Annotated in this window: 6 protein-coding genes; 2 read left to right on the plus strand and 4 right to left on the minus strand. The window is 43.7% G+C overall.

Going from position 1 to position 13,087, the window contains the following annotated elements; all coding sequences use genetic code 11:
* Positions 1–90 precede the first annotated feature (90 nt).
* The gene (gene argH / locus FEM33_RS06925; RefSeq protein WP_139011345.1) at positions 91–1,428 is read left to right on the plus strand and encodes an argininosuccinate lyase; all 1,338 of its coding nucleotides are present in this window, start codon (positions 91–93) and stop codon (positions 1,426–1,428) included.
* A gap of 2 nt (positions 1,429–1,430) precedes the next feature.
* Positions 1,431–3,005, plus strand: a complete 1,575-nt coding sequence (locus tag FEM33_RS06930) for an FG-GAP repeat domain-containing protein (protein WP_229214124.1) — start codon at positions 1,431–1,433, stop codon at positions 3,003–3,005.
* A gap of 300 nt (positions 3,006–3,305) precedes the next feature.
* On the opposite strand, the gene FEM33_RS06935 is transcribed toward FEM33_RS06930, so the two are convergent.
* The 4 genes from FEM33_RS06935 to FEM33_RS06950 form a co-directional block, all read right to left on the minus strand.
* The gene (locus FEM33_RS06935; protein ID WP_161597076.1) at positions 3,306–7,133 is read right to left on the minus strand and encodes a malectin domain-containing carbohydrate-binding protein; all 3,828 of its coding nucleotides are present in this window, start codon (positions 7,131–7,133) and stop codon (positions 3,306–3,308) included.
* A gap of 948 nt (positions 7,134–8,081) precedes the next feature.
* Entirely contained in the window at positions 8,082–9,716 is a 1,635-nt protein-coding gene (locus FEM33_RS06940; RefSeq protein ID WP_139011347.1) for a hypothetical protein, read from the minus strand.
* Positions 9,717–9,853: 137 nt separating this feature from the next.
* A complete protein-coding gene (locus FEM33_RS06945) occupies positions 9,854–10,873 on the minus strand; it encodes a T9SS type A sorting domain-containing protein (RefSeq protein ID WP_139011348.1) in 1,020 nt (339 codons plus the stop codon).
* A 25-nt stretch (positions 10,874–10,898) separates the two neighbouring features.
* Positions 10,899–12,797 carry a hypothetical protein gene (locus tag FEM33_RS06950; protein WP_139011349.1) on the minus strand — a complete coding sequence of 633 codons (1,899 nt, stop codon included), beginning with the start codon at positions 12,795–12,797 and terminating at the stop codon, positions 10,899–10,901.
* Positions 12,798–13,087 lie beyond the last annotated feature (290 nt).

A 13,087-nucleotide genomic window follows, 5' to 3' on the forward strand; every position in this document is an offset into this window, starting at 1 on the left:
AGAAATAAAGGCTTAATCCTGATTTCTTCCCGATTGCTTGTAAATTTGCCGGATCAAAATGATCTTTTACATTACTTATTTTCAAGTATTTTGAAACTCTGGCAAAAGGAAAATACCGTAACTTCTGAAAAAATCGAAAAATTCACAGTCGGAAAAGACCGTGAAATGGATCTTCATCTGGCTGAATTCGATGTGCTGGGAAATCTGGCACATGCGGAAATGCTTCAGACCATCGGCCTGCTTACTGCTGACGAACTGGAAGCATTGCGCGGTGAACTGAAACAGATTTATCAGTTAATTGAAAATGGCGGGTTTGTCATTGAAGACGGCGTCGAAGATGTTCATTCGCAAGTGGAGCTGATGCTTACGCGAAAACTGGGCGACACCGGGAAAAAAATCCATAGCGGCCGCTCACGCAACGATCAGGTGTTGGTGGATATGAAATTATACACGCGTGCGCGCCTGTTTGAGGTTGTTCAGGCAACAGAAAAACTGTTTGACGTACTGGCAAGCCGCTCCGAAGAACATAAAAATGATCTGCTGCCCGGCTATACGCATCTTCAGATTGCCATGCCTTCGTCTTTCGGCTTATGGTTCGGTGCTTATGCAGAAGGATTGATTGATGATGTTATCCAGCTAAATGCTGCTTACCGCCTTGCCAGCCGCAATCCGCTTGGCTCCGGTGCGGGCTATGGTTCTTCTTTTCCGCTGAACCGGCAGCTTACGACCGATTTACTGGGATTTGAAGGCATGCATTACAATGTCGTGTATGCGCAAATGAGCCGCGGCCGTACGGAACAGGCTGCTTTAACGGCGATTTCTTCACTGGCCGCAACCGTTTCCAGACTGGCGATGGACGTTTGTCTGTACAACAGCCAGAATTTCAGTTTCATTACTTTGCCCGATGAACTGACAACCGGAAGCAGCATTATGCCGCATAAAAAAAACCCGGATGTGGCGGAATTGTTACGGGCGAAAACCAACCGCATGAAAGCTTTGCCGATGGAAGTAACGATGGTTCTGAGCAATCTTCCTTCCGGATATCACCGTGATATGCAGCTGTTAAAGGAAATTCTGATGCCGGCTTTTGACGAAATTCTGGAATGTCTTGATATTGCTGCTTTTATGCTGGAAAATATGAAAGTAAAGCAAAACCTGCTGGACGATCCCAAATATGATCTGCTTTTCAGCGTGGAGCGTGTCAATGAACTGGTGATTAACGGCGTGCCTTTCCGTGACGCTTACCGGCAGGTCGGAGCCGAAATCGGTGACGGAAGTTACACTGCACCGCGCGAACTTAAGCATACGCACGAAGGCAGCATCGGCAATCTGCAGACGGACAAAATCCGTGAAAGAATGAAGCGGGAAATTGCTGTGTTTGAATATGACAAGGTCAAAAAGGCTCTGCAAGATCTGATTCGCCAATAAGTATGATGCCGTCAGCAAAATTATGCCTGCTCATTGCTTTTTCAGTATGGATGATGAGTTTTACGGTAAATACCGGAACCTCAGACCGCACTTCTGTTTTGCTGGCTGATAAAAAGCTGATTGTATCCGATTCCGCTTCGCAAGGAAAGCAGCTGGCGATGCAGTATTGCCAGCGCTGCCATCTTTTTCCCGAGCCTGCTTTGCTGGATAAAAACACGTGGGCAAATAGTGTATTGCCAAATATGGGACAACGCCTTGGAGTAAAATTTCCGGGTAAAGACCCGTTTGCAGACCTGCTTCCGGAGGAGGAAAAAGAAATCCGAAGGCTCAATATTTATCCGGATGCCGCGCAACTTTCGAATGCGGAATGGGAGAAAATTGTAAAATACTACACGCAGGAGGCTCCTCCGGAGCCGCTCCCGCAAAAGCCCCAGCCGCCGGTTTCAGATCAGCTTGCCTTTTTCAGTGCAAAGGAAATCACAGTTAGCGACAATGCGGTTCCTAAAACCACGCTGCTGAAATACGACCGGACTTCTTCCCAACTATATGTTGGCGATGCGCAGAATGCATTGTATGTGCTGGACAGCGCATTTCAGCTCAGCGATACATGGTGGCTTGATACGCCGCCGACAGATATGGATTTTCCAAAAAATGCGCCCCCGTCCTTGCTCACAATCGGGGTTTTTGCGCCTTCCGAACAGAAGCTCGGACGACTGATGTCGCTGGAAAAAACGGCTGGCCCGGCCGGAACAAGTTTGAATATTCAGCTTCTGCCACGGCCTGTACAGTTTGCATCCGCGGATTTAAATATGGACGGGAAAAATGATGCAGTAATCTGCGGTTTTGGAAACCATTCGGGAAAATTATGCTGGCTAGATAATTTCCAGCCTGAAAAAGAGCATGTTCTGAAAAATCTGCCGGGTGCAAGAAAAGTAGAGATTGCAGATTTTAACCACGACAAAAAACCGGACGTCATCGCGTTGATGGCGCAGGCCAAAGAAGAAATTTCTGTTTTCTATAATCTTGGAAACGGGAAGTTCAGGGAAAAAGTAGTGCTGCAATTCCCCCCTTCTTATGGAATGAGCTACTTTGAACTTGCCGATTTTAATAAGGACGGTTTTCAAGATATTCTGCTGACTAACGGCGACAATTGGGACCTTTCTCCGATAAAGAAGAATTACCACGGTGTAAGGATTTACCTGAACAACGGCAAGGACAGTTTCAAGGAAGCCTGGTTTTACCCGCTGTATGGCGCCAGCAAAGCCGTAGCAAGGGATTTCGATCAGGATGGTGACCTCGATATTGCCGCAACTTCCTTTTATAATGACCTGGATAATCCGGCACACGGGTTTATTTATCTTTCCAATGAAGGTAAAATGAATTTCAAGGCATGTTCCACGCCTGCTGCTGCTCCCGGCAAATGGCTGACGATGGAAGCTGCGGATTTTGATAAAGACGGCGACGTCGACATTGTGCTGGGTTCCTATTTTCACACAGTCGGCGAAGTTTCCAAACTTGTTTCACACGGCGTTATGTCTTTCCCGCAAATGCTGCTGCTTACGAATACGAAAAAGTAAGTTTATGATATGGATATCAGCAGCTGTTAGCCATTCGCTTGCAGCTTTTGGATGTTCGCTTATAGCTGTTACAAAGGTGAAACGCTTGATGAAAGCAATAGACGGAAATTCATAATCCTGATTGATTTTCTAGTTACTTACTGCAAATCCGGGAGTTGATTTAGAGAATAAGCCGGACATTTATTTTCTCCGAATACTTTACAGTTCCGGTTTGAATTTGCTTTAAAACAAAAATGCAGCAGCCGGTTAAAGCTGCTGCATTTTATAAAGCTTTCCGAAAAAGTCCGGAAAGCTTTTTTGTTATTCAACGATCAGTTTGGATCGGGTGATTCCGGATTCGGAAGAAACACTGATGATGTAAATTCCTTTTTCGGCATCATTTCCTAATTGCAGCGAAACATTTGCATTTCCTGTATTGTCCGCAGACACTGTTTTGCTCTGCAGTATTCTGCCTGAAATGTTGATGACAGAGAAAGTTACTTCTTCATTTGCACCGAAATTCTTTGCATCAATATTGATGTTGCCGCCGAAATTCGGGTTAGGGAAAACGTTGATTTCTCTTTGCGTTATTTCAGGTTCCAGACTGATTTCTGCTTCCTCAACGCCGGTACGCTGATTGTTGTTATTGACTTTAAAGATTTCAATTCCCGCAAGTGCAAGCCTGTTGACATTAGGAGCATATTGAATGTTCAGTACGCCATCGCTAACCGTTGTGTTGAAATCTTTAACCAGTGCCGTTCTGTAACCAACTTCTTTGAAAATATCGAAATCGGATATGATTTTCTGGTTTTCCATCGTCGCACTGAATACACGCGCGCCTTGTTCCGACCAGTAATTTTCCACAAAGTGCATTCGGATCATATAATTTCCATTCGCAAGCGGAATATTGTATCCGGTTGAAGCCAAGTCAGTCGAAGCCGACAAGTAAGTCTGGTAAAGCACATCAATGTCTGTTCCTTTTACGTCGCTTAGCGTTACCTGCTTGTCAAGTCTTACAGATCCCGTGCGGTAGTTAACGTCATTTTCATAAACATTTCCGCCAATCGTCACATTGCTGTCCGAGCCGCCTTTGATCCTTTTCACAACGCTTACCGTAGAAGTGCTGTTGTTTCCGATTCCGTAAAGCGGGATGCGGAGCGGCGTATTTGCATTGTTGTAACTGATCAGCAACTCTGCATTCTTGATTCCGACGCTGTTCGGGCTGAACTTCACGCTTACAGGCGTTGTACCTTGTGCCGAAAGTGTTGTTGTGCCCGGCGCTCCAACGGAGAATTCACTGGCGTTCGGACCTGAAATTTTCACGCTTTTGATATTAACCACAGGATCGGTTGTGCCGTTGGAATACGTTGTTCCTGTATTTTTTAGCGTAACATTTACAGATGCACTTGCGCCCGTTAGCGTCGCATTGAAATTGACGGCAGAAGTTGAACTGGCCAGGTCAGAGTAATTCACTGTTCCTGATTCCGGTTTCACGTTTTCAATGTAATAGATAAGATCCTGATAATCGTAGTTGGTCGCCGAATTGTTGATGTAGTCCACATTCACAAAATAGGCATTCGGGACAACATTTCCGTTGCGGTCAATCACTTTCAAGAACCGGATACCAATCAGATTACCCGTGTTTTTTGTTCTGTCAGACCAGGATGTAGAACCGATTTTGATACCGAAAGAACCGGACGGCGTAAATGAAGCCTGTGCCAGTTTGGTAGCAGAATTTCTGATTCTTGGAGACAAAGATTGTCCGTCAAGTTCACTGTGCGTAAACAAAGTCGTCAATGTGCCGCTTCCTTTGGCATGGTACCTGAACGATTCAACCGAGGCGCAGCAGCCATGGTATGCAGCCATCTGATACACAGTAACAGGCTTGCTTTGATCCGCTCTTACAAAGTAAGAAGCAGGAACTTCATGAGAACTTGGTACGACCGAAGTTCCTTTGATCGTTCCGTCATTGGCCGTATAACCCGTTTTGGACGTAAACCCGAATGCATTGATGATTTCCTGTGCATAAGGCTCGTTCTTGCCTTCACCGGCTTTCTGGTACAAACCGTGAAGCACTACTTTTTTCACCGGCGCATCCTTGTCATTGCTGTTGATGGTCAATGTATCATGAAAGACTTTAACCCTTGTCGAGGCATCTTTGGCAATAAACTGAACCGTAACATCGGCATAATTACCGCTGCTGATATTTACCGGATAGGAAGGCGAAGTGCTCGTATTGACAGCAGCGATTTTCCATGCGGAAGTATTGGACAAAGTCAGGCTGCTGATGACAAGCTGGGATGCTCCTTTGCTGTTTATCCTGAGTTTTACCTTGTCATGGTTGGCATTGTAGGCTGTTGTATCCGGGCTTGTTCTTCTCCACGGTGTCTGGATCAGTGAAAAAGTAAGCTGGTCGTTGGCCGGGAAGTTATCCAGGTTTTTCAGGACCATATAGCCATTGCCCGACGGAGCAGGCGGTGAATAGATACTGAAAGTGTAAGTGTTGGAAATAGTCTGGTTGTTGTTGCCATCCGAAGCTTTTACTGTGAGGCTGTAATTTCCCGGTGTATTTACTGTAAAAGGCACTGTGTAATTTGTGTAGGCACCTCCGTTTATTGCATACTGGAAAGTTTTCAGGCCCGATCCGCCCGCATCCGAAGCAGTCAGGAATATTTTTGCTTCTTTGTCGTACACGCCGGCAGATCTCAGCGTTCCCGTTATTCTCGCACTTGCGGTCGGAGCCGTTGCATCCGTTACAGTAGTAGCCGGTACAATTGTAACATAGTTTATTTTACTGTTTACAGCCCCTTTTGCATCAATGGTCAGCCGGCCGTCGCTAACTTGTACAACAGCCGTTGAAACCCGGAATTTGTTGGAGGAAGAAGGCCTGAAATCAGTTATTGCAGGCAATCCTTCAATATTGATCTGATGATTGCTGTCGTAATAATTGTTGTCACCTGCACTCACCGTTACGCGGTAAGTGCCATTGGCAATAACATATTCCCAGTAGCCCGGATCTGTATTATTGGCCGTTCCGTTCATAATCAGCAATGAAAGTTGGCTTGCCGTAACGGTTCCGGTTCTTAACCGCGTATTGGCGGTATAATCAGCAGGCTGTCCGCTAACCGATGAAAACCAGCCGTAACCGCGACCTGCGTCAAATGGCAAGCCGTTATCCGCCTTGTAGCCGGAAGGGGCAGCAGTGCCCTGCGGACGAAAGTTGATGCTTGCAGTTTGTGCTGCTGCTGCGAGTGAAACCGCGGCAAAGTCATCAAATGTATAGGTTACCGCCGAAGAGCCATTGCGGTAAGTTGCAAATATTCCTGCGTATAAATCCCCGCTTGTCAGGTTCATTTCACCGATGCTCAGAGAAGAGGATGCATACTGGGTTCCGGTGCTGGCAAAAGTTACGCCGTCAGTAGAGTAAAAGCCTTCTACGGTTTCAGCCTGCGTATCGATCACCATTCGCAGCGTTACAGTTTGGGAGTTCAGGCCACTGATGGTTTCTGTTCTGCGCTGGTCGGGATTGGCCGTGCCTGAAAGAGTGCTGGATACATCGTTGGTCTCTTTTCTGAGTTCAACCTTGTTGCCGGTAATTCCGAGTTTAATGAAAGTCTTGTCATTGAGCCCGTACCAGAGTCCGGCCTGCTGCGACTGCGTACCGTTGTATGGATTGACAAGTTTTACCTGAAGCTGGATTTTTGAAGTCGGGCTGATCTTTGCACCCAGCACGTTCAGCTGGTTGTTGTTGGTCAGGTAATCAATTCCTTTGCCTGCAACGATCTGCAGGCGGCCGCTTGCAAGTGTAATTTTGGACGGTTCATAGCCCGGCACCGATGTGTTGGACGGCGAGCCATCTACGGCAAGGCGGGTTCCCGAGTATGCGTTAACCGTTGTAAAACCGGTTCCCTGTCCGTTTTTATCTGCAATCGTTCCGGAAACAGCCGAGTTAAAGGACAGTGAAAACGGCAGGTTAACGTTAACCGCAGTGCAGGCCAATGTACTTACCGGCGAGCAGCCGTCTGCGAGAAGTTTGTTGTTTTCCGTGGCAGACTTGCTTTGCACGGCAGAAAAAAGCACAAATGACAGGATGGTCATCAAATGCATTTTTCTGAGCGGGGCGAGTAAATAAAAGGGTTTAATGTACATACATTTTGTCATAATTTATTATTTTGATTTTGATGAGTAATAATGCATTAGATGTAATTCCGGGCAATTTTTAAGTAAGGTAAATTCCATTTAAAAGGGCAAAGTGTAAGAATGAAGAATTGGATTGAATATTTTAGGAATTGTTTAAAATTGAAACTTTATACAGTTTTGTTCATCGAAATTAAAGGTTTGAATATATCATAATTCCAAACCGTGCACATTGACAATTCCTGATACTTAAACGATATTTTATATACGCCGGTTGCTTTGTCAAAATATTTATTTTTCCCGTTCTGAAACATCTTTTTATAGGTAATCCTTGTTAACTCTCTGATCTGTAAAGAAAATATGATTTAAGAATTTGAAGTATGTTATGCCGGGATTAAACATGATAAATATTTGAAGAAGATGGCAGCTGATTATTAATCCTTTGAAGTACTTGAAAGAATGGCTGGCAATGCAGTAAATTATCAATGAACTTTTTACTGTTTATCACTTTACAAATATAAACCTGTTAAGTTTAATCAATTTTAAATGATAACAAAAATGCTTAAAAATTATTATACGGATTGGAAATATCTGCCGGAATGGACAAAATAAAATGTAAGACGGACAATAGCATCTTTTAATTTAAATACCTTTCAGCCATCGTTTTAATTATGTGAAACTTATTAGAGAAACATTAAAATTACTGACATGCAATATTGTACATTTCCGCAGTGAATTCGAACAGAAATCAAGATGATGCCCTGATTAATATTAAGATGCTGCATAAAGTATGTGAAAATGTTGTGTGAAGATGCTTGTCAGGCTGTACAAGCCTGCATATTGGTTAAGGTGCTGAAAGCTTACAAACGTGTTTCAAGTGAATACAAAAAAAGGCCGTCCCGATTTACCCGGGACGGCCTTTTTTTGTAACAGACTTAATTAATAATCACATTTGGAAGCTTAGTTCGCGCTAATGGCAGTAACAACAGTATTATTACTGATATTGCTTTCACCGCCACCAATTTTAAGAAGTGTTGCAGTGACTTTCCGGGTTTCACCGCTAGCCAAGGTTGTCTGCCTTTGCAGTGTAAAGCCTAATATTGCATTGCCTAATGCCCCAATGGTAACTCCGGGTTTTGAAGTTATAAAAACATGTTGTGAGTCCTCGATAATATCCCAGTTACTATTTTGGTTAGCCTTTCCACCCAATACTTGCGATATTGTATTGTTTGTTTTCCATGTAATATCAAAGCCGGCTGGTTTGGTAATTGCAAACCTGACGGGTTTGTAAGTAGGCTTGCCTTTAACTTCCCATATGGTTACTATAAAATCCCTGAGCTGTGCAGCGTTGAAGTTCTGCTCATCGATATCAATGGTCGGTGTCAAATCCGGTTCGCAAAGGGAATTGTTAACGGCTACAGTTACTTTTGCTGTAGAATTGCCCGTATTGTAGCACTGGTTCAGCGGGTCGTAAAAGAATGCATAGTAAGTGCCGGCAGCAGCAGCAGACGGGTTAGCAATTGCCGCACCTGTATGTGAAGCATTATCAAACCATACCAATGAAGTCCCTGGCTTGGCAGGCAGATTGCCGTTAAAGGCATCGCTTAAATTTGCCGTATTGATGTCACAACCGATATTTAAAATTTTTACAGGTATTGTAATCTGAGCATTTCCAGCCCAGCATGGCGGAGCGCAAGCTTTAATGTTTACTTTAACCTCATAGGATGGATTACTCCAGCATGCAGCATTGTCAGACTCGAAAAATGCATAATAACTTTTGGAGGTGACAATAGCAGATGGGTTAAGAACGGTGCCGCCAGTATGATTTGGGTTATCATACCACACTACCTTGCTACCCGCAGGCGCGCTGGTCCCATTGGTTAATACCGAATTAAGATCCACAGTCAATGCAGGGCAAGTATTTTCCAAAGTCTTATATGCTTGCTTTGGATCCGGCTCAATTTGAGGAGCTTTAGAACCTGCTATACATAAATCTACAACAGCATTTTCCCCAATATCTAAACTGGCAGCTCCATGAAGGGTGGAACCCTGAATAAAATGGGCAGTAAAAGTAATTGTTACCGAATTACTTAGAGCAGTGAAAGGCATCTCCATTTTGATCCACTTATCTCGATTGGCAGCGGTAAATGTAATATTTTGCTGTGCAGAAGTCGCCTCAGTTGGATCTAAAACAGCTTTAAAAGAACCTGCATAATCACCCATCGGCTCCTGTGGGCTTGAATACCGGGTGGTCAGTATAGAGTAGGTCAGTTTATATTGATGGCCCGGTACCAAACCATCAATATTAGTGGTTACTCCCTTGTCAGAAGCATATTGATAATGGGTGTTGATGGAAAGAAAATTACTTGCTCCTGATGGCAAAGCAGGTATGGAAGTCTGCCAGGGATAGTCTGGGGCTCCTCCCAAATGGGTTTGTGTCGAAACATGGATTCGGTTTGGGTCATTGTTTAAGGCAAAAAAACCGAAAGAAGTCTTACCCAAGCCAGGTTTATCGTCAGTCTTATACACATGTTGGGCCGTTGCAAACTCAAAGCTTGCCAACACTATAAATAATAGGAAAAATATCTTTTTCATTTTTAATAAATTAAATCATTCAAGAAATGATACTAAATGTGTTGAAGTTACTTCTAAATGAGGACAGGCCATGTTGGTATAAGGGGGACTAGTGGGTGTAATCCAGCTAGTCCCAGATGAGTCCTTAAGTTGTTTCCTTATTTTGTAACAATTAATTTATAGCTGTTAATTGTCCCTCCGGTGAAAGTGATCTGCACCAGGTAGATTCCTGCCGGCCAACCTTTTACATTGATGTTCTTTTCAAGGCTTCCTTGTGATTTGTACACGGACCTTCCCGCTGTATTGGATACGCTGATAGCTGATACTTTTGACCAGTCAGCCATATCAATGCTCAACATATCCGACACCGGGTTAGGATAAAGTGCTATAGAAGCCAGAGCATCAAAGTATAGTTTACGTATACGGCTATACGCGCTGGTTCCGTCTTTATCAATCATGTGCAAACGATAAAAGTTCTCGCCGGCAAAAGGAGCCTTGTCCACAGCCGAATAGGAAATCAGAGACTTGCTTTCACCTTGCGCAGCAACGATCTGGAAAGTCTCCCATTTCTTTCCGTCTGCACTTTTTTGCACTTCAAACCGGTCACTGTTGGTTTCTTCTGTTGTTTCCCATTCAAGCAAGGCAGTTGCTTCTTCTTTTTGAACCCTGAAATCTGTAAGTGTAACTGGCTGGGGCTCTTCAATTACTTCCATGCCGGTTGTACTGTTATCATTATCAGGATGGTTGCCTACTGTTTGCGGGCCATTGAAAGAGAGCGATGCGGTTATTGTGGAAGACACAGGAGCCAGAATTGCTCCTTTCACTATAACACGAAAAGTCTTCGCCTGACCGGCTGCAAGATCGATGTTATACAGCAGCTTTACACTGTGTAAATTTTGTAAAACGATTGATAATCCTGTCAGAGGCGTACCATCATCGTTGGTAACATCAATAATATCCAGATACTCTGGAACCGAGATGGTTGGCCGCAGTTTGTTAGCCGGTGCGCTAAGCCCGCCAAACGACTCATTCAATAGCTTTACTGCTATATATCCTTCCTCATTTTTTATTAGTTTATTAGGCTGACCAAGTATATTGATACTTACATCTTGTGCGCTAAGTTGCTGGCAGAACATCATGCTGGCAAGCAGAGCTATATTGACAAATGAAAATTTCATTTCGTTAAATTTAATATGTTAATGACTAGTTATTAGCGTCTACGGATGTAACGGTATTGTTGTTCAGGTCGTTAAGATCACCACCTGTACCGGCTACAATCGTTGGCGTAATGTTTTGGGTTGTATGAACAGGCACACCATCTTTCCTTTTGATATGAAAACCGATTAATGCCTGGCCATTGGCCGGAATTATTACGCCTGGTTTGGATTTAACAAAAATCAGATTGTCATTTTCAGAAAATTCCCAATTGCCATTTTCATTAGGTGTACTGCCCGATACGTTTGAATTTCCGCTAAAAATCGGATAGGTTATATCAAAGCCGCTCAATTTTGTGATCGTAAATTCAATTTGCCCCGAAGTAGCTCCTCCATTGATTTCAGTAAGTTTAACAATAAAGTCACGGTCGGCACCCGCATTAAAGCTGCGATCATCAATTTGCATGCTCGGTGTCAAGTCTGTACAAGCCTTGATAGTTACTGTTACACCATTTTCTGACAAGTCCGTGTTGTAGCAGTCCATAACGGGATCCCAGTAAAATGGATAGTACACGCCTGCGCCGACTGCTTCCGGATTTGCAATTTTGGTAGGATTTGTATGCGTAGGATTGTCAAACCAGACAATAACTGTGTTAGGCAATGGATCCAGTGACTCTAATGCATCGTTCAGATTGACTGTATTTGAATTACATACGTTGGTAAGGTTTTTAGTAGTAATCTGAACTTCACGTGTGCCATCAATGGAAGCCGCACAGAAGCAGTCATCTTTTACCAGCACACTGGCTTCTGACTGGTTCGTATTGTAGCAGTTCATAGCTGCATCATAATAAAAAGCATAATAGGTACCCGGGCCTACCGCTTGCAGGTCAGCACCGCTGATTTGCTTTGGATTGGTGTGCGTTGCATTGTCAAACCAGACCAGCTCAGTTCCTGCCGGTTTATTGCTTACCGTAATTGTTGAAAGATCAAACTTCAGATCCGGACAACTGGCCGAAACCGAAGTTTGGCTTAGAATAGCCTGTGCGGTGCCTGCTTTACAAACCGGAGGAGGAATACAGATGATATTATCCACCGTAACTGCTGCAGTAGAGTTGTTGGTATTAAAGCAATCATTTCCTTGATCATAAAAGAAAGCATAATAAGTTCCTGCCGGTGCTTTTGTTGGATCTGCGACCCAGGTTCCCGGATCATGCGTAGGAGTTGTATACCAAACCAATTCAGCACCTTGTGGAATGTTGCCTGTAAAAGCGCTCGTAAGATCACCTGTTTTTACAGGGCATACTGGTGTAATGGTCGTTGAATTTAAAACTACTTCATTAATGCCTGATTTACATAGATCTTTTATGGTAGAAACCTGAAAGTTTAAAACCGTATTAGTTAACGTGCTTGCATGAGGGGCAACAACTAGCCATTCATCCGATTTGGTTGCTTTAAAGGTCAAGGTTTTAGCGTCGCTCCAACTATCAAAACTAGGTGGAAAAGTGGAAGCTAGGGATTTTCCTTCAAGACCGATATTAAAACCTGGAAGGTAGTATTCAACAATTTCTTGAGGTACCTTGTTTATCCTGTACCTGCTAGTCATTGAGCGATATATTATTTCATATGGATGTCCAATAACCAATCCGGTAATTGCCGTTTTTACATAGGGGGAGCTGGGGTAAGTGGGCTTAGCAAACATAGATAAAAATTTACTTGGCCCAATAATTGTTTGTGGTGACCCAGCTTTAACCCATGTATACAATGCATTTCCTCCAAGGTGAGTTTGGCTGGAAACGGCTGTCTCCATACTCGGCGATGCTAGCCAGTCGGTAGGAAGTTTATTCAAGCCATAATCACCTTGATCCGTTGGAGCAATCTTTGGCTGAGCGAACAGAAGACCATAACTGCATAGCAGCATGGTTAAGATCAGTGTAATTTTTTGTTTCATATGATTTTATTTTAGTTTTTAAACGCTGAAGTGTGATCAGCTAAATCCATTTTCCTGCAATGATAGGATGTATAAATTTGTGATAATTACGTACTTACCAACGGGCGTATTCTGGTTACCAAATGGTCATTCTTGTAGCGTATCTGGGAATTGAATCGGGTAAGCTGAGGCAGATTAGTGGCAACAGGAGCTGAAATATCTGTGATACAACTGTCTGGTCAGAAAAAGCAGGTATTTACAAACTTTGACGGCCGGCCTGACAAATCCGGTGAAGAACTGTCTTGTTCAAC

This window comes from Dyadobacter flavalbus (assembly GCF_006149045.1).
Taxonomy (GTDB): Bacteria; Bacteroidota; Bacteroidia; order Cytophagales; family Spirosomataceae; genus Dyadobacter; species Dyadobacter flavalbus.

Excerpts from the sequence above, each read along its gene's own strand:
- FEM33_RS06930 (WP_229214124.1), top strand. The coding sequence starts at position 1,431 with ATGATGCCGTCAGCAAAATTATGCCTGCTCATTGCTTTTTCAGTATGG.
- FEM33_RS06935 (WP_161597076.1), bottom strand. The coding sequence starts at position 7,133 with ATGTACATTAAACCCTTTTATTTACTCGCCCCGCTCAGAAAAATGCAT.
- FEM33_RS06940 (WP_139011347.1), bottom strand. The coding sequence starts at position 9,716 with ATGAAAAAGATATTTTTCCTATTATTTATAGTGTTGGCAAGCTTTGAG.
- FEM33_RS06945 (WP_139011348.1), bottom strand. The coding sequence starts at position 10,873 with ATGAAATTTTCATTTGTCAATATAGCTCTGCTTGCCAGCATGATGTTC.
- FEM33_RS06950 (WP_139011349.1), bottom strand. The coding sequence starts at position 12,797 with ATGAAACAAAAAATTACACTGATCTTAACCATGCTGCTATGCAGTTAT.